The following is a 24,815-nucleotide window of genomic DNA, read 5'->3' on the forward strand; positions in this document are numbered from 1 at the left end:
ACTCCCTCTCGGAATTCTCGCGCGCATGATCCGTCTCGACTCCATCGGCAAGCAGAACGGCAAGCAGATCGTCTTCATCGAAGCCTCTGCCACCCTCCTCAAGGGCGAGAAGATCGGCCTTGTCGGCCCCAACGGCGCCGGCAAGACCACGCTGTTCCGGCTGATCACCGGCGAGGAGGCGCCCGACGAGGGACAGGTCTCGGTCGATCGCGGCATCACCATCGGCTATTTCAGCCAGGATGTCGGCGAGATGTCCGGCCAGTCGGTGCTCGCCGCCGTGATGGACGGCGCCGGCCCGGTCAGCACCATCGCCGCCGAGCTGCGCGAACTCGAAGCCGCCATGGTCGACCCCGACCGCATGGACGAGATGGACGCCATCATCGAGCGCTATGGCGAGGTGCAGGGCCGCTTCGAGGAGCTCGACGGCTACTCGCTGGAGGGCCGCGCCGCCGAGGTGCTCGCCGGCCTCGGCTTCAGCCAGGAAATGATCGACGGCGACGTCGGCAAGCTCTCCGGCGGCTGGAAGATGCGCGTGGCGCTTGCCCGCATCCTGCTGATGCGCCCGGACGTGATGCTGCTCGACGAGCCGTCGAACCATCTCGACATCGAGAGCCTGATCTGGCTCGAGGCGTTCCTGAAGAATTTCGACGGCGCGCTGATGATGACCTCGCACGACCGCGCCTTCATGAACCGCATCGTCAACAAGGTGGTGGAGATCGACGCCGGCGCGCTCACCTCCTATTCCGGCGACTACGAGTTCTATGCGCAGCAGCGGGCGCTGGCCGACAAGCAGCAGCAGGCGCAGTTCGAGCGTCAGCAGGCCATGCTGGCCAAGGAGATCGCCTTCATCGAGCGCTTCAAGGCGCGCGCCTCCCACGCCGCGCAGGTGCAGAGCCGGGTGAAGAAGCTCGACAAGATCGAGCGAGTCGAGCCGCCGCGCCGGCGCCAGACGGTGGCGTTCGAATTCCAGCCGGCGCCGCGCTCGGGCGAGGACGTGGTCAGCCTCAAGGGCGTGCACAAAAGCTATGGCGCCCGCCGCATCTATGAGGGGCTCGACTTCCATGTGCGCCGGCGCGAGCGCTGGTGCGTGATGGGGGTGAACGGCGCCGGCAAGTCGACCCTGCTCAAGCTGGTGACCGGCTCCACCGAGCCCGACGACGGCACGGTGGCGCTCGGCGGCAGCGTGAAGATGGCCTATTTCGCCCAGCACGCCATGGAGGTGCTGGAGGGCGAGCGCACCGTGTTCGAGACGCTGGAGGACGTCTTTCCGCAGGCGGCGCAGGGTTCGCTCCGATCGCTCGCCGGCTGCTTCGGCTTCTCCGGCGACGACGTCGAGAAGAGGTGCCGCGTGCTCTCGGGCGGCGAGAAGGCGCGGCTCGTCATGGCGAAGATGCTCTACGACCCACCGAACTTCCTGGTGCTGGACGAGCCGACCAACCATCTCGACATCACCACCAAGGAGATGCTGATCGCCGCGCTGGCGAGCTATGAGGGCACCATGCTGTTCGTCAGCCACGACCGGCATTTCCTCGCCGCGCTGTCGAACCGGGTGCTGGAGCTGACCCCGGACGGCATCCACCAATATGGCGGCGGTTACACCGAATATGTCGCCCGCACCGGCCAGGAGGCGCCGGGCCTGCGCAACTGAGGCTCCCCGGAGGGAACCCAAGCGGGTACGCTCCGGTTTTCTCATCTGGGCAGCGCCGGGCTGCCCATGGTGCGGAGGGGAGCCGATGAACACCGCCAATCTGCAGATGGAAGGCACGCTGCTCGCGCTCGCGGCGCTGTGCGAGGCGCTCAAGCGCAAGGGCATGCTGAACGGCGAGGAGATCGCCGAGGCGCTCGTTTGCGCCGAGAAGGGCGCCTCCGCGCGCTCCTCCGGCCTGAGCGAGGCCAATGTGGAAGCGATCCGCTTCCCCATCCGCTTCCTGCGCCACGCCATGCAGCGCGACGGCGAGGCGCTCGACTACGCCGCCATCGTCGCCGGGGTCGGGCGCTCGCGCGAGCGCGCCGAATTCTAGCCGGGAACGACGCGCAAAGCCGCTTCTCGCTGGAACGCCCTCACGCCGAGCGCGTTGCGCTCTCGTTCCTTCCAGCGAGAGCCTCCTGCGTGATCCCCGACCTCTGGTACAAGAACGCGATCGTCTACTGCCTCTCGGTCGAGAGCTTCATGGATTCGAACGGCGACGGGGTCGGCGATTTCCGCGGCCTGATGCGCCGGCTCGACTATCTGCACGGCCTGGGCGTCACCGCCATCTGGCTGATGCCGTTCCAGGTCTCGCCCGGGCACGACGACGGCTACGACGTCGCCGACTATTACGGCGTCGACCCGCGCTACGGCACGCTCGGCGATTTCGTCGAATTCACCCATGCCGCCAAGCAGCGCGGCATGCGGGTGCTGATCGACCTCGTGATCAACCACACCTCCGACCAGCATCCCTGGTTCAAATCCGCCCGCTCCGACCCCAGCTCGCCCTATCGCGACTGGTATGTCTGGTCGAAGAAGAAGCCCAAGAACGCGCATGAGGGCATGGTCTTCCCCGGCGTGCAGAAGGCGACCTGGACCTATGACAGCGTCGCCAAGGCCTACTACTTCCACCGCTTCTATGAATTCCAGCCCGACCTCAACACCGCCAATCCGGAGGTGCAGTCGGAGATCCTGCGCATCATGGGGTTCTGGCTGCAGCTCGGCGTGTCGGGCTTCCGCATGGACGCCGCGCCCTTCGTGATCGCCGAGAAGGGCCCGCATGTCGACGGCAAGCCGATCGAGCACTTCAACATGCTCAGGGTCTTCCGCGAGTTCCTGCAGTGGCGCTGCGGCGACAGCATCATTCTCGCCGAGGCGAACATCCTGCCCGCCGACGACAAGAAATATTTCGGCGTCGACGGCGACCGGATGCACATGATGTTCAACTTCCAGGTCAACCAGACGCTGTTCTACGCGCTGGCCAGCGCCGATACACGGCCGCTGACGAAGGCCCTGAAGGCGACGCGGCCGGACTATGCCACGGCGCAGTGGGGCATCTTCCTGCGCAACCACGACGAGCTCGACCTCGGCCGGCTGTCCGAGCGCCAACGGCAGCAGGCGTTCGACGCCTTCGGGCCGGAGAAGTCGATGCAGCTCTATGACCGCGGCATACGAAGGCGGCTGGCGCCGATGCTGCAGAACGACCGCCGCCGGCTGGAGGTCGCCTACAGCCTGATGCTGTCGCTGCCCGGCACGCCGGTGCTGCGCTATGGCGACGAGATCGGCATGGGCGACGATCTCGATTTGCCCGAGCGCTACTGCGCGCGCACGCCGATGCAATGGTCGAACGAGAAGCATGGCGGCTTCAGCCAGGCCAGGAAGACGATCCTGCCGGTGATCTCCGAGGGCAGCTACGGCTATCAGGAGGTGAACGTCGCCGAGCAGCGGCGCGACCCGGACTCGCTGCTCAACTGGATGGAGCGGATGATCCGTACCCGCCAGGAGACGCCGGAGATCGGCTGGGGCGATTTCGACATCGTCGACGTCGGCAACAAGGCGGTGCTGTGCCTGCGCTACACATGGCGCAACAACGTCGTGGTGCTGCTGCACAACTTCCACCCCGAAGGGGCGAGCATCAGCTTCCGGGCCCGCCCGCCCAATGGCGAGCCGGACCAGCTGGTCAACCTGCTGTCCGACGACCACAGCGAGGCTGACGGCAAGGGCCGCCACCACATCACGCTGGAGCCCTATGGCTATCGCTGGTTCCGCGTCGGCAGCCTCGACTACGCCATCCGCCGCTCGGAGTAGAAGGCCCGCTCAGGTAGCCGCGGACAGCGCGATGACCAGCCCTTCATGGGCGCGGAGCGAAAAGCCGCTCGTCACCTTCTCCTCGCGATCGAGGCGGGTGGAGAGCAGCACATGGCCTTCCGCAACCCCGTCGGGCAAGGCGATGCCGCGCTGCGTCTCGCCGCCGAGATTGAGCACCACGAACAGGCTCTCGCCGCCGAGTTCGCGCTGATAGGCCAGCACGTCGCCGTGCGCCGTCACCGGCCGGTAGCTGCCGGTCTGGAGCGCGGGATGCACACGCCGCAACGCGATCAGCCGGCGGTAGAGCGCGAGGATGGAGAACGGGTCGTCCAGCATCGCCGCCACGTTGCAATGGGCAAAGTTCGCCGCCACCGGCAACCAGGGCCGGCCGGCGGTGAAGCCGGCGTTGGGCGAGGCATCCCACTGCATGGGCGTGCGCTCGGGGTCGCGGCCGAGCCCGAGGCCGGGCTCGTTCTTCTCCCAGGGGTCGTGCACGTCCTCCGGCGAGATCGGCACGTTCTCCATGCCGATCTCGTCGCCGTAATACATGGTCGGCGTGCCGCGCAGGGTGAGCAGCAGCACGGCGGCGGCGCGGGCGCGGTCGTGGCCGACGCGGCTGGCGATGCGCGGCCGGTCGTGATTGCCGAGCACCCAGTTGGGCCATCCGCCGCGCGGCAGCGATCCCTCATATTCCTCGATGAGGGCGGCAAGGCTCTCGGCGTTCCAGCTGGCATAGATCAGCTGGAAATTGAACGGCAGATGCGCGCCGGCGAGGTCCTCGCCGTAATAGGCGACCAGCCGGTCGATCGGCAGGTAGATCTCGCCGATCAGCACCCGATCCGGGAACTCGTCGACCACGCGCCGCAGCTCGGCGATGATGTCGTGCACCTCCGGCTGGTCGGCGGAATGGGTCTGCAGGAAGCGGCCGATATCGCCCTCCTCCGGGCGGTAGCCGGGATTGGGCGGGTTGTCGCGGAAATCGGCGTCCTTCATCAGGTGCCAGATGACGTCGACGCGGAAGCCGTCGACGCCGCGCGCCATCCAGAAGCGCAGCACGTCGTGCATGGCCGCGCGGACTTCAGGGTTGCGCCAGTTGAGGTCCGGCTGCTCCTTGAGGAAGGCGTGGTAGTAGTACTGGCCGCTCGCCGCGTCCAAGGTCCAAGCCGGCCCGCCGAAATTGCTGATCCAGTTGTTCGGCGGCCCGCCATCCGGGGCGGGATCGCGCCAGATGTACCAGTCGCGCTTGGGATTATCGCGCGAGGCGCGGCTCTCCCTGAACCAGAGATGCTGGTCGGAGGTGTGGTTGGGCACGAAGTCGAGCACCAGCTTCAATCCGCGCGCATGCACGTCGGCGACCAGGCGGTCGAAGGCTTCGAGGTCGCCGAACATCGGGTGGATGCCGCAGTAATCCGCCACGTCGTAGCCGAAATCGGCCATGGGCGAGGGATAGATCGGCGAGACCCAGATGGCGTCGACGCCGAGCCCGGCGAGGTAGTCGAGCCGCCGGCGGATGCCGTCGAGATCGCCGATGCCGTCGCCGTCGGTGTCCTGGAAGGAGCGGGGATAGACCTGGTAGAAAATGCCTCGCTGCCACCATCGGGTGTCGATCATGCGGCTCCTCCTGTCGTGGCGGACGGTCGGTTCGGGGCGCGCTCGCGCGGATGGGCGCCCGAGGGCTTCGCCGCGGGCGCCCCGTTCTAGCGCGGAAGTGTGAAAGCTGATGCCGGCGACCTTACCCCGCCGGCGGGCGTCAGCTTCTTATCGCCCGCACCAGCCAGATGAGGATGCAGGCGCCGAGTATGCCGGCGACGAGATAGCCGAGCCAGCCGCCGAAGCCGATGCCGATGAAGCTGAACAGGAAGCTGGCGATCGCCGCTCCGATGATGCCGAGAATGATGTTCATGAAGATGCCGGTGCCGGTCTTCATGATGGCGGAGGCGATCCACCCCGCCAGCCCGCCGATGATGATGGCCGCGATCCAGCCGATCTGCGCGTCTTCCATGGTGCTTCCCCATTAACCCCTGCCCCGTTGGCAGCGGTATAAAACGCACCGGCCCCGTTCCGTGTTCCGCGCGGCAGCGCGCTGCTTACGAAGCTTGCCGCAACGGCGGCTTCTTCGACTCCGCTTCCGACACCTCCGGCTCGCCGGTGATCAGGCGGGCCGCGCGCTGGTGCGTGACGTAGTTCCACAGCCAGGCCAGCGCCACGGCGATGCGGTTCCGCGTGCCGATCAGGAAATAGACGTGGATGAAGCCCCAGAACATCCAGCCGAGGAAGCCGGTCAGTTCCAGCCGGCCGAGCTTCACCACCGCGGAATTGCGGCCGATGGTGGCGAGGTCGCCGTCATGGCGGTAGCGGAAGGCGGGCGCCGTGCTGCCGGCGAGCCGCGCCTCGATGGCCTTTGCCACATGGTCGCCCATCTGCTTGGCCGCGGGCGCGATGCCCGGCACCGGCTTGCCCGCCGGATCGGAGACCGCCGCGGTGTCGCCGATGACGAAGATCTCCGGCGCATCGGGCACGCTCAGATCCGGGCCGACGAGGCAGCGCCCGGCACGGTCGGTCTCGACACCGAGCCATTGCGCCGCCGGCGAGGCGCGCACACCGGCCGCCCAGATCTTGGTCGAGGCCGGAATGATCTCGCCGCCGGCAAGCTCGACATGGTCGGCACCGATGTCGACGACAGGCCGCCCGGTCAGCACCTCCACCCCCATCGCCTCCAGCCGCCGGCGCGCATAGGCCGAGAGCGGCTCGGTGAGAACCGGCAACAGCCGGGGGCCGGCCTCGATCAGGAGGATGCGCGCGGTGCGCGGATCGACCCGCTTGAAGTCGGGCGCCAGCGCGTGGCGGGCGATCTCGGCGATGGAGCCGGCCATCTCCACGCCGGTCGGGCCACCGCCAATGATGACGAAGGTCAGCAGGCGCCGGCGCGCCGCCTCGTCGTCGCTCGCCTCCGCCCGCTCGAAGGCGACGAGGATACGCCGGCGCAGATGGGTGGCGTCCTGGATGTCCTTCAGCCCCGGCGCGAAGGGCGCCCATTCCTCATGGCCGAAATAGGAATGGGTGGCACCGGTGGCGAGGACGAGGAAGTCGTAGGGGATCGGCCCCTCGCTGGTGATGAGCGCCTGCGCGGCGCGGTCGACGCCGGTCACCTGTGCCATCAGCATGGTGACGTTGTCCTGGCGGGAGAGGATGTGGCGCACCGGCCAGGCGACATCGGCCGGCGACAGCACCGCGGTCGCCACCTGATAGAGCAGCGGCTGGAAACAATGGTAATTGTGCTTGTCGACGAGGATGATGTCGACCGGAGCGTCGGCAAGCCCGCGCGCCACCTGCAGCCCGCCGAAACCGGCGCCAACGATGACGACGCGGGGCCTTAGAGAAGGTGCATCTTCGCTCATGTCGCCTCACGGTCCTCTACCGCGCCGTCCTCCGGCCGGGCGGCCGAAGGAGGCGCTTCCCAGACATGGGTGCTCCAGCCGGTAGGTCAACGCCACGCGATGCATGGCCGTGCGGCGCGGCAAGCTGAACATCGGCGTCTGACTCTGGGGAACTTTTGCGCGCCATTGTGCGTTGCACGCCAATTATCCGCCGTGCGTGCTTGGGGATGGAAATGGAGACGCTGCGTCGCCTTACAGGGCATGGCTGGCTCCGAACGACGGGTTTCACGTCAGCCACCGCGACCTACGAGCTTCTCGTGCAGCGGCGCGACAGCGGTCCCGCCGCCGGCGAGACGCTGGTGTCGGGCCATATAGAATCCGACAGCTGGGTGCTCGCCGACGTGCCGGGCGGACGCGGTCTGCTGACGCTCGAGGACGGCACCTCCTACCCGGTGCTGCTGGTGCGGCGCTCGGGAACGGCGGCCGAGATCGCGCTGCTGCCGCCCTTCCGCTCGCTGGTGCCGAACTGACGCTTCAGGCGCTTGCCGTCAGGCCTTCCCGCTGGTTAGGCTAGCCTCCTCCATGCGGGGCGAAGCATCATGCCGGGGAAGCTGGAAAAGCCGCTGGCACGGCCGATCGTGCTGAAGTCGAACCCGCCGCGGACGCTGGACACGCTTCTGTCCGCCGTCGAGTTCCTCAATGCCGGCACCTGCCCCGACCGCGCGGAGATCGATTCCACCCTGGACCAGCTCATGGCGGCAGCCAGCAGCGGCGAGCCCGCCGTGATCGAGGCGGTGACCTCGCGGCTCGAACATCTGCTGCGCCAGCGCGGCATGACGTGAAGCCGGCCGATCTTCGCACCTTCAGCCGGCGGCCGGAGCCTAGCGCGCGGCGAGGGCGAGCAGACGCTCCAGCGCCTCGCCGTCGCCGAGCGCCGCGCTCTTCTCGCGCGGGGTGAGCAAGGCGAGGGCAGCGGCAAGGTCCGGGGCGTCATGCGCCTTGGCGCGGGCGACGAGGCGCTCGGGCGCATAATCGCCGGGCATTCGCTCGCCGTAATCAGGCAGCATGGCGCGGTGGGCGTCGAGCAGCGCCGGATCGGCCTGAAGCCGCTCCACCGCCTCGTCGGTCCCATTACGGCCGCCGATCTCGCGCGTGAGGCTTAGCGCCCGCGCCAGCACCGGCGGCGGGGAGGCTTCCTCCGGCGTGCGCAGCAGGCCGGCCAGCGCATGGCGCGCCCGGCTGGTCCACAGCACCAGCGGCGCGGCAAGCACCAGCCCCAGCACCACGGGCAGCATCCAGAAGAACAGCGGAAGGGAGATCGCGATCGCCGCCCCGCCCAGCAGCACGCCGAACAGCGTGTGCGGCATGTAGTGCCTCACCGTCGCCCAGAGCGGCACGCTGCCGTCGTCGCGCCGCTGCGGCTGCCAGCCGCCGTCCCGCCCGGCGAGGATGGTCGCCACCGCCGCCGACTGCGCCACCATCGTCACCGGCGCGGCGAGGCCGGCGATCAGCGTCTCGACGATCAGGCCGAGGAAGGCGCGCGACCCACCACCGAAGCCGCGGCGTAGCGCGCCTCTCGGCAGCATCAGCGCATGGGCGATGAACTTGGGCAGGAGCAGCACCGACATGGTGCCGACGAACACCCAGGCGGCGCGCACCGGGTCCTGCGCCGGCCAGCTCGGGAACAGCGAGAACTCGGAAGGGAAGTAGTCCGGCGGCACGAAGCGCGCCTGCAAGGCGGTGAGCAGGCCGGCGATCAGCATGATCAGCCAGAGCGGCGCGGTGATGTAGGAGCCGATGCCGGTGAGAAGGTGCAGCCGGCTCACGGGATGGAGGCCGCGCGAGGGCAGCACGGCGGCGTGCTGCAGGTTGCCCTGGCACCAGCGGCGGTCGCGCACGGCGAGGTCGGTGAGCGAGGGCGGGCCTTCCTCATAGGAACCCTCCAGCCACGGCACCATGTGCACCGCCCAGCCGCCGCGCCTTATCAGCGCCGCCTCGACGAAGTCGTGGCTGAGGATGTGGCCGCCGAACGGCTTGCGGCCGGAGAGATGCGGCAGCCCGGCGCAGCCGGCGAAGGCGCGGGTGCGGATGATCGCGTTGTGGCCCCAGTAATTGCTGTCCGGCCCGTGCCACCAGGCGAGCCCCTGCGCGATCAGCGGCCCGTAGAGCCGGCCGGCGAATTGCTGCATGCGGGAGAACAGCGTGCGGCCGCCGACGATCACCGGCAGCGTCTGGATCAGCCCGACGCGCGGATGGCGTTCCATGGCGGCAGCGATGCGCAGGACGCAGTCGCCGGTCATCACGCTGTCGGCGTCGAGCACCAGCATGTTCTCATAGGCGCCGCCGAAGCGCGTCACCCACTCGCCGATATTGCCGGCCTTGCGGTCGATGTTGCGCGGGCGGCGGCGGTAGAAGATGCGCTCCTGCCCACCGGTGCGCGCGCGCAGGGCAAGGAACTCGGCTTCCTCGGCGATCCAGGTGTCGGCGTCGGTGGTGTCGCTGAGGATGAAGAAGTCGAAGGCCTCAATCGCGCCGGTTGCCTCCACCGATTCATAGGTCGCCTGAAGCCCGGCGAAGATGCGGGCCGGCGCCTCGTTATAGGTCGGCATGAGGATGGCGGTGCGCTGCGTCAGCGCCGTGGGCGGTTCGGCACCGATGCCGAGCGGGTCCTCGCGCCGGCCGATCATGGCAACGGCGCCGCCGAGCGCATTGGTGAAGGAGAAGCCGATCCAGGCGAAAAGAACGACGAAGAGCGCGAGGACGACGTCTTCCAGCAGCGTCAGTCCGCCGACATTGAGCACGAGAAACATCTCATGCGCCGCGAACAGCGTCAGCAACCCCGCCCCGCCGATGACGAAAATGCGCCGGGCGAGCAGCCGCGCCCGTCCCGGCAGGCGCTCGGCGGCCGGGGCCTCGCGCAGCGACTGCACCGGCATGGCCAGCGGCGCCTCCGCGGGCAGGGCCGGCGGAAAGCTCGGCCGCTCCACCTCGGCCGCACGCGCCGCCAATGGCGCTACGCCGTCCATCGGTAGACCCAGCTCTCGCTGAGGCGCTCCTCGCCGCGCACCATCTCGGCGCGCAGCTCGGCGACTTCCGCCCCCTTCGGCGCGAAGGCGAAGGCGATGCGCCAGCCCTCAATGTCCGGATGCCGCTGCAGGACGATGTTGGAGACCTCGCCCTCGCTGGCGGTGACGCGGGCGGCGAGCCCTTCCGGCGGAAGGCTCTTGATCGCGTCGCCGGCGAGGTCGAGCACGAATTGCCGGCGCTCGTCGGTGCCGCCGACCCGCGTCAGGCCGAAGCGGCCGATGGGGGCATTGTCCGGCCCGTCCCAGCACCAGTGCAGGCGGTAGGTGAAGGCGTATTCGCGGCCCTTGCGCATCGGCTCCTTCGGCCGCCAGAAGGCGACGATGTTGTCATGCACCTCCTCGGGCGTCGGGATCTCCACGAGATGGACCGCGCCGTCGCCCCAGTCGCCGATCGGCTCGACCCATACGCTCGGCCGGCGCTCATAGCGCGCCTCGAGGTCCTGATAGTCGAAGAAGGAGCGCTGGCGCTGCATCAGGCCGAAGCCACGCACATTGGTGCTGCCGAAGGCGGAGATCTGCAGCCGCAGCGGATTGGTGAGCGGGCGCCAGAGCCGCTCGCCGGTGCCGGTGAGGATGGCGAGCCCGTCGGCGTCGCACACCATGGAGCGGAAATCGTCGATGTCGTTGCGGTCGTTCGGGCCGAACATGAACATGCTGGTGAGCGAGGCGAGCCCCGCCTTGTCCAGATCGACGCGCGGATAGAGCGTCATCTCCACCGCCATCACCGTCGACGTGCCAGGCCGGATGGTGAAGCGGTGCACCGCCGCCGCGCTTGGGCTGTCGAGCAGTGCGTGGATCACCACGGAATCGACGCCGGCGCGCGGCTGCTCCAGCCAGAACGCCTTGAAGACCGGGAATTCCTCGCCCTCCGCCTCGCCGGTCTTGATCGACAGGCCGCGCGCCGAGGACCCATAGACCTGGCCCTTGCCGATGGCGCGGAAATAGCTCGCGCCCTGGAAGACCGCGATCTCGTCGAAATAGTCCGGCCGGTTGATCGGGCTGTGCAGGCGGAAGCCGGAGAAGCCGAGATCGATCTTCGGGTCGGGCGGCTTCAGCCCGTGCTCGAAGCGGAACAGGCTCTGGTCGTAGTTGAGCTTGCGCGCCTGGCCCTCAGCGACAAGGTAGATGTCCACCTTGTCGCGGAACAGGAAGCCGCGATGCAGGAGCTGCGCCTCGAAGGCGCTGCCCTGGCCGCGCCAGAGCGAGCGGTCGGTGTTGAAGCGGATGTTGCGGTAGTCGTCATAGCTCAGCTTGTCGAGCTCAGGCGGCAGCGAGGAATCCAGCGGTGCGAAGCGGGCGGCCGCCAGTTCCTTTGCCATCTGGCGGACGGTCTGGGCGTCGAAGGGCACCGGCTTGTCGCCCTGCGCGCGGGCGGCGCCCGCCAATATTGAAAGGAAGGGGGAGGCCGCCAATACGCTCGCCCCCAGCAGGACCTCTCGACGCCGCATTGCCACCTCTCGCCATGTGAAAGGGCCGCAGGGGTGCGGCGCAACACAACAAGCGATCAGAGCGGGAGGGGTTCCCGGGCCGGCGCGAATGCCGCACCCGCGGCGGGCGGCGAGGAACGGCGTCAGCCGCGCCGCTCGCGGCGCCAGGCGGCGGGGGTGGCGCCGAGCTGTTTGCGGAACAGCCGGGTCAGGTGCGCCTGGTCGAAGAAGCCGGTCGCCGCCGCCACCTCGGTCAGCGACATCTCGGTGGAGAGCAGCAGGTCCTGCGCCCGCTTCAGCCGCGCATTGGTCTGCCACTGGTGCGGCGGTACGCCGGTGGCGGCCTTGAAGGCATGGCTGAAATAGCTCGGCGACAGGTTCACCAGCTCCGCCAACTCCTGCAGCCGGATCGCCCGCAGGCAATTATCCTCGATGTAGTCGACCACGCGCCGGAGCTGCCATGTCGCGAGCGCGCTGCGCTTGCGGTCGCGGCGCTCGGCCGAGCGCAGGAAGTCGATGAACAGCGCCGTGGTCAGGCTGTCGCCGTAGAGCTCGTGGAAGGCGTTCGGGCTCTGGCACTCGCTGGCGATGAGGTTGGCGAAGGTCATCAGCCGCTCGTCGTTGAACATAAGCCGCGGCCGGCGCGGCAGTTGGAGATCCTGCCGCTCGGCGCGGTCGCCCGCGCGCTCGGCATCGATCCGCGCCGCGAGCGGGTGAAGCTCGTCGCCCTCATCGCCCTGCCGATAGCGGCGGCGACGCTGGCGATGGGGCCGCTCTCCTTCGTCGGGCTGGTGGGCCCGCACATGGCGCGCCTCATCGGCTTCCGCCGCGCGCTGCCGCACCTCCTCGCCTCCGGCCTCCTGGGCGGCGCCGTGCTGATGGCGGCCGACTGGTGCGGCCGGGTGCTGTTCTTCCCCTGGCAGATTCCCGCCGGCCTGATCGCCGCCTTCATCGGCGGGCCCTATTTCCTGTGGCTGATGTGGCGGACGCGATGAGCGGCGCGGCTTCATCCCGATCGCGTGAACGCGGCGCCGGGCCATCACATTCGCCGCCTTGACCCGTTATGTGTCGGGTTCGATCCGATACGAGGTAGGTCATGCGGCTGCGCGCGCTCCCGGTCTTCGCCTTCGCCACGCTTCTCCTGACGGCACCGCTGGTCCTGCCCGACCGCGCCTGGTCGCAGGATGTCGGACCTGCCGCGCATGCCGCGGACGGAGAGAAGAAGCCGGAGGGGCGGGAGGGGCGGTCCGCCTCCCGCGAGCTGCCGGCAGCCTCCGTCACCCGGCACGAGCTGACCCTCGACGGCCGGACGCTGCACTACACGGCGACGGCAGGCGCGCTGCCGGTGCGCGACACAGAAGGGCGCACGCTCGCCGAGATCGCCTATGTCGCCTATGTGCTGGACCGCGAGCCCGGCGCCGGCGTCGCCACGCGGCCCGTCACCTTCGCCTTCAACGGCGGGCCGGGCGCGGCGTCGGCCTATCTCAATCTCGGCGTGATGGGACCGAAGCGGCTGCCCGTCGGCCGGCAGGGCGACACCCCCTCGGCTCCGCCCATCCTCGTCGACAATGCCGAAACCTGGCTCGGCTTCACCGACCTCGTCTTCGTCGACCCGGTCGGTACCGGCTTCAGCCGCTTCGCCTCGGGCGGCGACGACGCCCGCAAACTGTTCTGGTCGGTCGAAGGCGACTACAAGTCGCTGTCGCGCTTCGTCACCAACTGGCTCAAGCAGAACGACCGGCTGACCTCGCCGAAATTCCTGGTCGGCGAGAGCTATGGCGGCTTCCGCGCGCCGAAGATCGCCCATGAGCTGCAGACCAGCGACGGCATCGGCGTCTCCGGCATCGTCATGCTCTCGCCCGTGCTCGACTTCACCTATCAGCGCGACGCCCGGACCTCGCCGTTCAAATGGGTGGTGGCGCTGCCGACCATGGCGGCGACGAAACTGGAGCGGGAGGGCAAGCTGTCGCGCGCGGCGCTCGCCGAGGCCGAGGGCTACGCCACGGGCGAATATCTCTCCGACCTCATCAAGGGGCCGCGCGACCGCGAGGCGGTGAACCGCATGGCCGGCAAGGTCGCCGCGCTGACCGGCATCGACCCCAAGTTGGTGGAGCGCCGCGGCGGCAAGCTCGACAACGGCACCTTCCTGCGCGCGCTCGACCGCGACAAGGGGATGGTCGGCAGCCCCTACGACGCCAACGTCGCCGGCCTCGACCCGGACCCGGATTCCGCCCGCAACCGCGCGCCGGACGCGGTGCTGGAGGCGCTCACCGCACCGCTGACCAGCGCCATGCTCGACTACTACGCCAACGAGCTGAAATGGCGGCCCGACGGGCGCTACTTCCTGCTCAATGACGAGGTCAGCCGGCGCTGGGACTATGGCGAGGGCCGCGGGGACCGCGAATCCATGAGCGAATTGCGCAACGTGATGGCGCTCAATCCGCGCCTCAAGGTGATGGTGACGCACGGCTTCACCGATCTGGTCACGCCCTATTTCGAATCCAAGCTCCTGCTCGACCAGTTGCCGGCGCTGGGCGATCCCTCCCGCGTGAAGCTGGAGGTCTTCCCCGGCGGCCACATGTTCTACTGGCGCGACGGCTCGCGGGTCGAGCTGCGCGAGGCGGTGCGCAGCATGGTCGAGGGCAAGAAAGGCTAGGGAGAGGGAGAGCCGGTGAGGATCACCCGCAGGAATCTCATCCGCACGAGCGCGCTCGGTGCAGCCGCGGCCCTGCTGCCGGGCCGCCTGGCCGCGCAGCCAGCAGCGCCGCTGATGCGGACGATCCCGTCCTCCGGCGAGAGGATTCCCGCGGTCGGGCTCGGCACCTGGATCACCTTCAATGTCGGCGACGACCCGGTGCTGCAGGACGAGTCGACACAGGTCATGTCCGCCTTCTTCGCCGGCGGCGGACGCATGATCGATTCCTCGCCCATGTACAGCTCGTCGCAGGCCGTGGTGGGACGCGGGCTGGAAAAGCTCGGCCGGCCGCAGGCGCTGTTCGCCGCCGAGAAGGTCTGGACCTCCTCCGGCACGAACGGACCCGCGCAGATCGAGCAGTCGCGCCGCTTCTGGGGCGTGGAGCGCTTCGACCTCCTGCAGGTGCACAATCTCCTCGCCTGGGAGGCGCATCTCGACACGCTCATGGCGATGAAGGCGGCGGGCCGGCTGCGCTATGTCGGCATCACCACCTCTGAGGGCCGCCGGCACGATCTCGTCGAGGAGATCATGCGCCGCCATCCGCTCGACTTCGTGCAGTTCACCTACAACCCCGTCGACCGCGAGGCGGAGCAGCGCCTGCTGCCGCTCGCCGGCGAGCGCGGCATCGCCGTCATCGTCAACCGGCCGTTCCAGCAGGGGGCGCTGACCCGCCGGCTCGAAGGCGAGCCGCTCCCCGGCTGGGCGAGCGAGGCGGGGGCGACGAGCTGGGCGCAGCTGATCCTGAAATTCATCCTGTCGCATCCCACCGTGACCGTCGCCATCCCCGCCACCACGCAGGTCGATCATGTGCGCGAGAACCTCACCGCGGCGGGCGGCGCGCTGCCGGACAAGGAACTGCGGGAGCGCATCGCCGCTCACATCGGCGGGCTCTGATGTCCGAATGGTGGACCTATAGGCTGGACGACTTCCTGCTGTTCGCGCCGCGGACCTATTGGCGGCTGTTCGAGGCGCAGAACGCGGCGCTGTGGCCGCTGCATCCGGTCACCGTGGCCGCCGGGCTGGCGCTCCTCCTGCTGATCGCGTCGCGCCCCGATAGAGCAAGATTCTGGACGGGGCTCGTCCTCGCCGCCCTCTGGGCCTTCGTCGGCTGGTCGTTCCTCATGAACCGCTACGCCGCCATCAACTGGGCGGTCGCCTATGTGGCGTCCGCCTTCTTCCTGCAGGCCGGCCTTCTGCTGCTCGCCGCGCTCCTGCCGCGCGGCCTCGCCTTCGCCCGGCACGACGCCACTAGCTGGGCGGGCCTGCTGCTGGCCCTCGTCGGACTGCTGCTCTATCCGGCGCTGCCGCTCGTCTTTTCCCGCCCGTGGACCAGCGCGGAGGTCTTCGGCATCGCGCCCGATCCCACGGCGATCGTGACGCTCGGCCTGCTCATGGCGGCCCGCGGCGCGTGGCTCGCGGTGCTGCTGCCGATCCCTCTGCTCTGGTGCCTCGTGAGCGGGCTCACCCTGTGGGCGATGGACGACGCCCAGGCCTGGCTGCCGCTCGCCGTGGCCGCCATCGGCGTCCTGCTGGCGCTTGCCCGCCTGCTATCGCCGCCGGCGCCCGCCTCCGTCCCGACATCCTAGAACTGGTAGCGTATGCCGGCATTGGCCGTGCCGGAGGTGTAGTCGCCGTTGAACTTGATGTTGGCGTTGACGAAGCCGTTCCAGCCCGACTCCTTGCCGAACCAGTTCAGCGCCGCGCCGACCTCGCCGAAGGCGCCTTCGAGCGAGTCGTTCGCCACCACCTCGATGCCGGGCGAGGTGAAGGTGGCGTAGTTGTCGCCCTTGAACTCGTACCAGAAGCGGCCGGTCACCGAGCCCTCGAAGACGTAGTTCTCCGTCTCGTGCACCCGCCCGCCGACGCGCGCACCGACGCTGGCGCGCAGGCTCTCGCCGTCGTGGAAGTCGACCGCGGCCGACGGCGGCAGCCAGATGTCGTCGATATTGGTCTCAACATAGGAGAGCGTCGCGACCGGCTCGACGAACAGCGTCTCGGTCCAGTTGAAGCGATAGCCGGTGTCGATGGTGAAGCCGAGCGAGTTGACATCCGACGATTGCTTGTTGATGTCGAGATAGAGCCCGATGGCGTCGTAGTCGAAGGTCAGGATGTCCGCCTTGAACAGGGCGTCGACGAAGAAGCTGCCATTCAGATAGGTCGCATAGGCGCCGACCGTGCCGCCGGTGAAGGAGCCGGAATTCAGCGACTTCTCCATGTCGACCGAGGACGACAGGTAGCCGCCGAGCACGCCGAAGATCCAGGTGGTATCGCCCGACGTCTTGCCGAAGTCGGCGCCGGCGATGAGGCCGTAGGTGTCCTGGCTGTAGCCGGTGTCGTGCTGGTAGGTGCCGGCGCGCCCGACATGGGTCACGCTCTCGTCACGGGTCGCCCAGTTGCCGATCACCTTGCCCCATATGCCGGGCGTGACCTCGGCCGGCGCGCCGCCCGGCCCGCGCGACAGCGCCGGATCGACGACATAGGCGCGCAGGTCCGCCTGCCGGTCCAGCCACACGCCGGAGGTCTCGTACCAGATCTGCTGGGCGGCGGAGATGAAGGAGGGGAACTCGAACACCTCCTCGTCCGGCGCGCTGACGAGCCGGACTTCCGGCTGGCCGTCCGCATTCACCTCGGTAACGAGGTCGTAGATGAACAGGCCCTTGTCGAGCACGCCGCCGAAGCGCGGCGAGTAGTAGCTGGAGCGCGGGTCGAGGGCGAAGCCCGCGCCCGCCGCCGAGCCGTTCTCGACCTCGAGGAGCTGGATGCCCTCGATGTTGTAGGCCGCCGCGCCGGGATTGACGTCGTGGATCAGGAGGTAGGTCGTGCCGCTCAGAGTGGTGCCGGTGAGCGGCACGCCCGAGGCGTCGAGGCCGCCGATGACCAGCTGGTCCGAAGTCGAGCCGGGGCCGCCGAGATAGGTGTCGAGCCCGACCGCGCTGTTGCCGACGCTGGTGAAGATGCCGCTGACATAGGTCACGTCGCGCGTCGCCGTGCGGCCGAGCGTGCCGGGCGTCTCGTCGATCGAGGAGAGCACGCCGCCGCTGGTGCCGGCCGGATTGCCGTTCACGAAGCTTTCCAGCGACAGGAAACTGGTCTGCCCGGCGACGCCGGCCTGCACCGCGGTCACGATGACGCCGGTATTGTTCACCACGTCGGTGCCGGTGCCGAAATTATTGTCGCCGACGGTGATCCAGGTGTCGGAGCTCAGATTGTTGAAGGTGTCGGCGAAGTCGGTCAGCCCGACCAGGCCGACGATGGTGCCGTAATTGTTGATCGTGCCGGCCGCGCCGTCGACGTCGATGACGATGCGGCTCGCCGCGTCGGCGAGATCGAGCTGCGTGGTGCCGTTATAGGACCAGGCCGAGACCAGCGCGCCGCTGCCGACATTGATGGTGGCGCCGTCGTCGCTGGTGACCGAGATCACCGCGTCGGCCCAGCCCTCCGCCGTCGAGAACACGAAAGCGCCGGCGCCGACATTCACCGTGGCGAGGTCGGCATTGACGATGTGGATGGCGTTGCCGAGCCCGGCGCCGTTCACGTCGCCGCGCACCGTGGCGCCGTCGCCGACGCTGACCGTGGCGTTGTCCCAGCTCTCGACATAGATCGCGTCGACGCCGGCGGTCACCGTGCTGAACTGGCCGGTGGAGACGGAGACGTCATTGCCGCCGCCGCCGAGATGGGAATAGGCGACGAGGCCGGTGTCGGCAGCATTCACGAGGCTCAAGGCGCCGGTGGCGATGGACACCGAGCCCGAGCCGCCGAAATCCTTGCCGGCGAGGATGCCGACATAGGAGGCGTTGATCTGCCCGCCCGCCCCGGTGCTCACATTGAGGTCGCCGTCCTGGCCGTCGCCATAGGCGAGCACGCCGTCCTCGGCGTTGATGATGCCGCCGGCGACGATGTTCACGTCGCCCGCACCGTGGTCCTTGATCAGGTAGATGCCCGCATGGCCGGCATTGATGGTGCCGTAGGTGGCGACATTGACGGTGCCGTCGCCGTCGACGTGCTGCACGTCGATGCCGTGCTCGCCGGCGGTCAGGCTGCCATAGGAGGACACGCTGATCGCGGTGCCGTCGAAGCTGTCGCTGTCCTGCTTGCGTATGGCGATGGCGTCGAGGTCGCTGACGATCGAGGCCGAGGCGCCGGTGCTGACGCTGGCGAGGCCGTCGCCGACGCTGTTGGACACGAAAACGCCTTCGAAATTCGTCCCGGCGCTGGTGAGGCCGCCGATCGAGCCGTCGACATTCACGCTGACATCGCCGTCGCCGAGCTTGGTGGCGAGCACGCCGGCTGCGTCGGCCTCCACCGTGCCGTTGACGTCGATCGTGACGAAACCGTTGCCGATGCTGGCGCCGACGACGCCCATCAGCGGCGCGCTGACGTCGCCGGTGGTGATGTTGAGCGCCGTATAGGTGCCGATGGCCGCACCCGCCACGCCGACGCCGTCGGTCGAGGTGACCGGGCCGTTGGTGACGATGTTGGTGCTGTTGCGATTACCGATGCTGAGAGCGCCGACGCCGGCATAGCGCCCGGTCACCACGCCCTGGGTGGTGACGTCGAGCACGCTGTCATTGCCGATGCTCAGCCCGAGCACGCCCAGCCCCTCGGTGCCGCTCGCCGTGCCGGCCGCGACGGAGAGGCGGTTATTGTCGCCGATGGCGAGGCCGCCGACACCGAGATATTGGCCGGTCGCCGTCCCGCTGGCGTCGATGGAGAGCTGGTTGCCGTTGCCGATCGCGGCGCCGGCGACGCCGACATAGTCGCCGGTCACCGTCCCGCCGGTGGTCACGCCGAACTGGTTGCCGTCGCCGATGGCGAGCGCCCCGACGCCGAGATAGGCGCCGGTGATGCTCCCCGTGGTGTTGATCGCCCCGCTATTGCCGTCGCCGATCAGCGCGCCGACGACGCCGACGCCGGCCGTGCCGGTGGCATTGGAGGCGGAGATGCCGAGGCTGTTGCCGTTGCCGATGACGAGGCCCGCGACGCCGACATAGTCGGCCGTGACCGGTCCCGTGCTGGCGACGTTGAGCGCCCCGTTATTGCCGATAATGCCGCCGGCGACGCCGACATAGGCCGCGTCGACGGTGCCGGCATTGCCGACCGAGACCGTGTGGCTGTCGCCGATCCCGAGGCCGATGACGCCGACGCCGAGATTGTTCTGGATCGTGCCGGTGTTGCTGATCACCAGCGAGCCGCCGGCGCCGTTGCCGATCACCGCGCCGGCGATACCGACATAGCCGTCCTCGATGGTGCCGCTGTTCTGCACCAGCACGTCGTTGCCGTTGCCGATGGCGAGGCCGCCCATGCCGATGGCGAAGTCGGAGATGTCGCCACTGTTGCTGACGATCACGTCCTCAGCACCGGTGGCGCTGTTATTGCCGATCTTGCCGCCGCCGACGCCGAGGATCGGTGTCGTGCCGCTGCTGGAGAACACGTCGGCGCGGTTGTTCACCGCCGCATGGCCGGTGCCGATATTGAGCGCGATGACGCCGATCACGTCGGCATCGATGAGGCCCGCCGTGTTGACGGTGGCGGTGCCGCTGCCCAGCGTCAGCGCGCCGGCGCCGATGATCGGCGGATCGATGATGCCGGTGAAGTCGACCGTGGCGTCGCCGCCGCCCGCGGCGATGGCCCCGACGCCGATGAGGCCACCGGATTCGACGGTGACGAGGCCGTTCACCGTGACATTCGTATCGCCGGACGTGTTGAGGCCGAGCACGCCGCCCAGCGCGCCCGAGACGTTGCCGGTGGTGATGTCGACGGAGCCGCCCGGGCCGATGGCGGCGCCGATCACGCCGAAACCGTCCTGCCCGGTGACCGAGCCGGCGCTGGTGTCGATGTCCACCACGCCGCTCTGGCCCATGGCGAGGGCGGTGACGCCGTTGCCGGCGCCGGTGACATTGCCGGTGGCGGTGATGCTGACATTCGCCGTGCCCGCCCCGACCGGGAGGTCGTCGAGCGCGTCCGGATCGAGGCTGCCGATATCCATCAGGTCGGGCAGCTCGACGCCGTCGAGATCGTCGAGACCCTCTACGTCGGCGCTGGCGGAGACCGCGACGATGCCGTCGCCATAGGTGCCGGTGACGTCGCCATTGGCGACGATGGTGTTGCTGGCATGGCCGTTGGCGCTCATCGCCACCGCGGTGATGCCGTTGGCGCCGGTGACGTCGCCGGCCGTGGTGATCTCGTTGGAGGCCGCGCGCGGGACGACGAGGCCGCCGGCGAGCGCGGTGGCGACGATGCCGTCGCCGTCGCCGTCATCGTCGGTGTCGCCGGTGACGGTACCGCCCTGGACGTCGATCACGTTGCGCGCATCGGTGCCGATGCCGGTCGAGAGCACGTCGATGGCGTCCACCGTGCCGCGGATCTCGTCCGTGCCGGGGCCGAGCGTGACCTCGGCCTCGCCGCCCATCAGCGGGTCGCCGATGGCTTTGATCAGCAGGCCGTCGCCATCATTGCCGATGACGCTGCCGCCATGAATGGTGACATAGGCGTTCACGCCGGTGGCCATGATGCCGTGCCTGGCGCCGACCACGCCTGAATTGACGCCGCCGACATAGGTGGCGTTGCCCACGGGGATGCCGAGCGGCGCATAGCCATCGACGTTGACACCGTCCACACCCGGCACCGTGCTGATGACGAGGCCGTTATTGTGGAAGGAGGCGTCGACGGCGAAGGGGTTGAGGTTCAGATTGCCGCGCACGCCGGCGCCGGCGCCGCTGACCACGACACCGCTATTCACGGTGACGACGGCGTTCTCCAGCGACAGGCCGCCGGCCGGCTCCGTCAAGCGGTCGCCGATCGTGGTGACGGTATTGGCGCTGTAGGTCGTGCCGGCGCGTGCGTCCGGCGTTCCCGCCAGAAGCACCGTAGCCAGCGTCGCCATCGCCGTGGTGCCGAGAAGATATGTCCGCCGCTGCCCGCCCGTGCCGAAAACGCGCCGTCCCTGCCCGCCCGGGCCACCCGCAACCGCCATTCGTCCCCCCAAGCAACCAGCGGGTGCACGCCGCAAGGTCGGCGCCCGCTCCGCGCATTCCTCCGATTGGGCTTCGATACGCGGCATGAAATTCGTAGCAATCCACAGAGAACCGCACAAGGAATTCCTGCTACTTTGCGTGTGCTCTGTTGTTCACATTCCATCATAATCAATAAAATTCGGATATATTCTTCAGTATAATTCCTACATCTTATAATATGCATTCAGTTATTATTTCAATCGAGCGAAATATGTCCGCAAAATGGCAAAGAAATAGCAATTATAACCGAAGGCAAGATCGGCAGCGCATAGCGTCATGGTCGGAGCGTTTTAGTTAATTTTTTGAAACAATCTGCGCCTTTGATAGTGAGCCGGGCCTCGAATGCCTGCCACGGGCGCATTCCTTCATCGGCCGGTAATCGGCATCGCCCCCCGGAATTCACTGAAAAGATGGTGAGACGTCAGCCGTTGCCCATGCCCGTGGTCAACCAGGCCGGGTCGAACCAGCGATCGGCCTCGCCGTCATAGGGCAGGCGCGTGACGTCCCAATGCCGGATCAGGTGCGCATAGCTCGCCCACACCGCCGGCCCACCGCCGATATAGATCACCCGTCCGGGGAAGGCGGCGATCATCGCCTCCGGATCTTCGGTGGAGCGGATCTCGACGATGGTGCGGTCCCGATAGGCGAAATCCGGAATGGAGGCCTTGGTGGCGGGGCCGGCCAGCAGCACATGGCCGCGCGTGGCGTCGAAGAACCGGGCGACGTCCGCCACGAATTCCGGCTCCGTCCGCCCCTCCCAGGGCAAGCTGCCGCGCAGGCCGAGCTGGCCGCTCAGCCCGACGGCGCACATGGCGCGAATATCGGCCATCCATTCCTCCCTCCAGTCACGGCCATTGTCCCGGCCGGGCCCGCCCATGACAACGCCCCGAACCGCGAAGCCACGGCTATCCGTCCGCACGAACGGGTGAGGAGCGCGTCAGCGTATCGGCACGCGCGCAGCCTCGGGGCGCGCGCGGTCGCCGCGCAGCTTCGCCTGCCAGACGCCGGCGCTCACCATCTCGGCGATGACGTCGGCCATGACCTTCGCCACCGCCTCGCTGCCGCGCGCATTCATCGTGCGCTGCGAGACCACCACCGACAGGCGCCAGGAGGGCGTGGGATCGACGATGGGAACGGCCACCATCTCGCCGCGCGCCATCTCGTCGGAGAAGGCGAAATGCGGCATCACCGCCAGCGCCCGGCGCGAGCACACCATGCGCGCGATGGTCGGCAGGCTGTCGCAGGCCATGGCGTTCGGCACCACGTCGTGGCGGGCGGCGAACTGCTCGATCACTGTGCGCATCACATTGGGCGCGCCCGGAAGCACGATCGGCAGCGCGAACATCTCGCGGAAGGAGATGCTGCCCTGCGCCACGACCGGATGGTCCGGCGGCGCGAACAGCATGAGGTCCTCGACCATCATCTCGGTCCAGGCCACATGCTTGAAGGCCTTGTGGTCGTAGAGCAGGGCGACGTCGAGCCGGCCCATCTGGATGAAGTCGTCGAGATAGCCGGTCATCGCCTCGACGATGTGCAGGGTGATGTTGGGCTGGCGCTCGGCCATGGCGGCGAGCAGCGGCAGCGACAGGCCGCGGCAGGCGGAAGTGGGCAGCCCCACCGAGACGCGGCCCGAGGGGGTGAGCGACTGCGAGCGCAGCACGTCGCGGGTGCGCTCGACCTCCTCAAGGATACGCCGCGCATGGTCGTAGAGCTGCTGCCCGATCTCGGTCGGGGTCACGCCGCGCGCATGGCGTAGCAGCAGCTCGACGCCGAGTTCCTCCTCGAGGTTCTTCATCTGCTGGCTCAGCGAAGGCTGGGCGATGCGCAGCACCTCGGCGGCGCGTGAGAAATTACCGCTTTCGGCGATCTGAACGAAATATTTGAGCTGGCGCAGATCCATGGGGTGACCTTTCGGAGCCTCAAGTCTGTCGCCACGCAAGCAAATGTCAAACGACTAAAAAACAGCCATATGCACAAACTATCGACATATCGATTCATTTAGCAATTTGGTATCAATGAGTTGCATGCATTCAACTTCAATCATGTGTGCCTATAATTCGATACGATAGGATATGACTATATCACTGATTGGAAAATCATCTTTGTCCATAGGCCCTACTTATACGTAGCCTGTCCCTGCATCCGACAAAGACGGGCTCCGACGCCCATCCAAGACGTTCATCCTGGTCCCGACAGGAGAATTAAACATGTCTTTCAGAGGACTTACGCGCAGCCAGATGCTGGCGGCGACGGTGGCGTTCGCCCTTGTGGGTTCGGCCGCCCAGGCGGAGCAGCAGCCCTGCATCGGCAATTCGGCGGCGGTGACAGGCCCGGCGGCCTTTTCCGGCCAGGCGATCAAGATGGGCGCGCAGATCGCCATCGACGAGATCAACGCCGCCGGCGGCGTTCTCGGAAAGAAGCTGCGGCTGGTGCAGTATGACGACGCTGGCGCCCCGCCGCGCGGCGTCGACAACACCCGCCGCATCGCCCTCGCCGACAAGTGCATCGCCATACTCGGCGGCTTCCATTCCACCGTCGCGGTGGCGCAGGTCGAGCCGGTGCACGAGATCGGCATCCCCTATGTCGGCGTCTGGGCCGCCAACACCAAGGCGATCGAGAACGGGCGCGACCCGAACTTCATGTTCCGCGTCTCGGCCAAGGACAAGTGGGTCGCCCGCTTCCTGGTCGACGAGGCGCTGAAGCTGGCGAAGGACGGCAAGATCGCCTTCTTCTACGAGAACACCGGCTGGGGCAACGGCGCGCTGCCGGACGTGAAGGCGGCGCTGGCCGCGCGCGGCAAGGAGCTCGTCGCCGCCGAGACCTTCAACTGGAACGACCAGGACATGTCGCCCCAGGCGATCCGTGCCCGCGACGCGGGAGCGGAGGTGGTGATCGTCTGGTCGCTGGACCGCGAGGGCAACCAGATCCTGCGGGCCATGGACAAGATCGGCTACAAGCCGTCGGTCATCGGCGCCTGGGGCATCAGCGGCAATCTCGGCGAGCTCGCCGGCCCGCTCGCCAACGGCGTGCGCGTGATGCAGACCTATTCCTTCCTCACGCCGCAGGGCGACACCGGCAAGAAGGTGCTGGCGGCGCTGGCCGCGCAATACGGGCTGAAGGACCCGGCCTCGATCAAGGCGGCCTCCGGCATCGCCGACGCCTATGACGCCGTCTACATCCTCGCCGACGCCATCAAGATCGCCGGCTCCTATGACTGGCCGAAGGTGCAGAAGGCGCTCTACGAGGTGAACCGCGACGGGCTGGTGGCGCCCTATCGCCCGGCCTTCCTCAAATCCGATCCCGAGCGCAACGACGCCCTCCTGCCCGAGCACTACCTGCTCGCGGTCTGGCACGACGGCAAGCTGATCCCCTTCAAGGGCTCGCCCTACGACAAGTGACGCGGCCGCGGCCGGACAGCCTCCGGCCGCGCCCCTTCCGTTCG

The 24,815-nt window shown here is 68.2% G+C and carries 19 protein-coding genes; 10 read left to right on the forward strand and 9 right to left on the reverse strand.

All coding sequences use genetic code 11. The annotated features are described in order from the left end of the window. The first annotated feature begins 25 nt into the window (after positions 1–25). The 3 genes from SNOV_RS17785 (at position 26) to SNOV_RS17795 (ending at position 3,775) form a co-directional block, all read left to right on the forward strand. Positions 26–1,648: an ABC-F family ATP-binding cassette domain-containing protein gene (locus tag SNOV_RS17785; protein WP_013168356.1), complete on the forward strand. Its 1,623-nt coding sequence runs from the start codon at positions 26–28 to the stop codon at positions 1,646–1,648. A gap of 85 nt (positions 1,649–1,733) precedes the next feature. Further along, positions 1,734–2,021 (forward strand): hypothetical protein, encoded by a 288-nt coding sequence (locus SNOV_RS17790; RefSeq protein ID WP_013168357.1) that lies wholly within the window; start codon positions 1,734–1,736, stop codon positions 2,019–2,021. An 89-nt stretch (positions 2,022–2,110) separates the two neighbouring features. Next, positions 2,111–3,775, forward strand: coding sequence for an alpha-amylase family protein (locus tag SNOV_RS17795; protein WP_013168358.1), 1,665 nt, complete (start codon positions 2,111–2,113; stop codon positions 3,773–3,775). Positions 3,776–3,784: 9 nt separating this feature from the next. Here SNOV_RS17795 and SNOV_RS17800 read toward each other — a convergent pair whose 3' ends face one another. The 3 genes from SNOV_RS17800 to SNOV_RS17810 form a co-directional block, all read right to left on the reverse strand. Next, positions 3,785–5,386: an alpha-amylase family glycosyl hydrolase gene (locus SNOV_RS17800; protein WP_013168359.1), complete on the reverse strand. Its 1,602-nt coding sequence runs from the start codon at positions 5,384–5,386 to the stop codon at positions 3,785–3,787. 139 nt (positions 5,387–5,525) lie between these two features. After that, positions 5,526–5,777, reverse strand: a complete 252-nt coding sequence (locus tag SNOV_RS17805; RefSeq protein ID WP_013168360.1) for a GlsB/YeaQ/YmgE family stress response membrane protein — start codon at positions 5,775–5,777, stop codon at positions 5,526–5,528. A gap of 85 nt (positions 5,778–5,862) precedes the next feature. Beyond that, complete coding sequence (locus SNOV_RS17810) at positions 5,863–7,173, reverse strand: NAD(P)/FAD-dependent oxidoreductase (RefSeq protein WP_013168361.1); 1,311 nt, start codon at positions 7,171–7,173, stop codon at positions 5,863–5,865. A 212-nt stretch (positions 7,174–7,385) separates the two neighbouring features. Here SNOV_RS17810 and SNOV_RS17815 point away from each other — a divergent pair, with 212 nt between their 5' ends. Both SNOV_RS17815 and SNOV_RS17820 read left to right on the forward strand, forming a co-directional pair. Beyond that, positions 7,386–7,682: a hypothetical protein gene (locus tag SNOV_RS17815; RefSeq protein WP_013168362.1), complete on the forward strand. Its 297-nt coding sequence runs from the start codon at positions 7,386–7,388 to the stop codon at positions 7,680–7,682. A 69-nt stretch (positions 7,683–7,751) separates the two neighbouring features. Next, positions 7,752–7,994, forward strand: coding sequence for a hypothetical protein (locus SNOV_RS17820; protein ID WP_013168363.1), 243 nt, complete (start codon positions 7,752–7,754; stop codon positions 7,992–7,994). Between the two features lie 39 nt (positions 7,995–8,033). Here the strand turns inward: SNOV_RS17820 and mdoH are convergent, their stop codons facing one another. The 3 genes from mdoH to SNOV_RS24160 all read right to left on the reverse strand — a co-directional run bounded on the left by mdoH (position 8,034) and on the right by SNOV_RS24160 (position 12,273). Beyond that, positions 8,034–10,178: a glucans biosynthesis glucosyltransferase MdoH gene (gene mdoH, locus SNOV_RS17825; RefSeq protein ID WP_013168364.1), complete on the reverse strand. Its 2,145-nt coding sequence runs from the start codon at positions 10,176–10,178 to the stop codon at positions 8,034–8,036. Then, on the reverse strand, positions 10,166–11,686 hold the full coding sequence (locus SNOV_RS17830; RefSeq protein WP_013168365.1) for an OpgD/OpgG family glucan biosynthesis protein: 1,521 nt from the start codon (positions 11,684–11,686) through the stop codon (positions 10,166–10,168). The genes mdoH and SNOV_RS17830 overlap by 13 nt, the downstream gene beginning before the upstream one ends. Before the next feature lie 122 nt (positions 11,687–11,808). Continuing rightward, entirely contained in the window at positions 11,809–12,273 is a 465-nt protein-coding gene (locus SNOV_RS24160) for a helix-turn-helix domain-containing protein (protein WP_244412785.1), read from the reverse strand. A gap of 42 nt (positions 12,274–12,315) precedes the next feature. Here SNOV_RS24160 and SNOV_RS24165 point away from each other — a divergent pair, with 42 nt between their 5' ends. The 4 genes from SNOV_RS24165 to SNOV_RS17855 all read left to right on the forward strand — a co-directional run bounded on the left by SNOV_RS24165 (position 12,316) and on the right by SNOV_RS17855 (position 15,946). Further along, positions 12,316–12,660, forward strand: a complete 345-nt coding sequence (locus SNOV_RS24165; RefSeq protein ID WP_049785754.1) for an iron chelate uptake ABC transporter family permease subunit — start codon at positions 12,316–12,318, stop codon at positions 12,658–12,660. Between the two features lie 101 nt (positions 12,661–12,761). After that, the gene (locus SNOV_RS17845; RefSeq protein ID WP_013168366.1) at positions 12,762–14,321 is read left to right on the forward strand and encodes a S10 family peptidase; all 1,560 of its coding nucleotides are present in this window, start codon (positions 12,762–12,764) and stop codon (positions 14,319–14,321) included. 15 nt (positions 14,322–14,336) lie between these two features. Then, entirely contained in the window at positions 14,337–15,254 is a 918-nt protein-coding gene (locus SNOV_RS17850) for an aldo/keto reductase (protein WP_013168367.1), read from the forward strand. Continuing rightward, positions 15,254–15,946, forward strand: a complete 693-nt coding sequence (locus SNOV_RS17855) for a DUF6064 family protein (protein ID WP_013168368.1) — start codon at positions 15,254–15,256, stop codon at positions 15,944–15,946. The genes SNOV_RS17850 and SNOV_RS17855 overlap by 1 nt, the downstream gene beginning before the upstream one ends. On the opposite strand, the gene SNOV_RS23880 is transcribed toward SNOV_RS17855, so the two are convergent. The 3 genes from SNOV_RS23880 to SNOV_RS17870 all read right to left on the reverse strand — a co-directional run bounded on the left by SNOV_RS23880 (position 15,943) and on the right by SNOV_RS17870 (position 23,273). After that, complete coding sequence (locus SNOV_RS23880; protein ID WP_013168369.1) at positions 15,943–21,333, reverse strand: autotransporter outer membrane beta-barrel domain-containing protein; 5,391 nt, start codon at positions 21,331–21,333, stop codon at positions 15,943–15,945. The two genes, SNOV_RS17855 and SNOV_RS23880, sit on opposite strands and share 4 nt — an antisense overlap. A gap of 461 nt (positions 21,334–21,794) precedes the next feature. Continuing rightward, positions 21,795–22,202 carry a dihydrofolate reductase family protein gene (locus SNOV_RS17865; RefSeq protein WP_013168370.1) on the reverse strand — a complete coding sequence of 136 codons (408 nt, stop codon included), beginning with the start codon at positions 22,200–22,202 and terminating at the stop codon, positions 21,795–21,797. A 108-nt stretch (positions 22,203–22,310) separates the two neighbouring features. After that, positions 22,311–23,273 (reverse strand): LysR family transcriptional regulator, encoded by a 963-nt coding sequence (locus tag SNOV_RS17870; protein WP_013168371.1) that lies wholly within the window; start codon positions 23,271–23,273, stop codon positions 22,311–22,313. A 307-nt stretch (positions 23,274–23,580) separates the two neighbouring features. Here SNOV_RS17870 and SNOV_RS17875 point away from each other — a divergent pair, with 307 nt between their 5' ends. After that, on the forward strand, positions 23,581–24,771 hold the full coding sequence (locus tag SNOV_RS17875; RefSeq protein ID WP_013168372.1) for an ABC transporter substrate-binding protein: 1,191 nt from the start codon (positions 23,581–23,583) through the stop codon (positions 24,769–24,771). The last annotated feature ends 44 nt before the right edge of the window (positions 24,772–24,815 follow it).

It is taken from the genome of Ancylobacter novellus DSM 506 (assembly GCF_000092925.1).
Lineage (GTDB): Bacteria > Pseudomonadota > Alphaproteobacteria > Rhizobiales > Xanthobacteraceae > Ancylobacter > Ancylobacter novellus.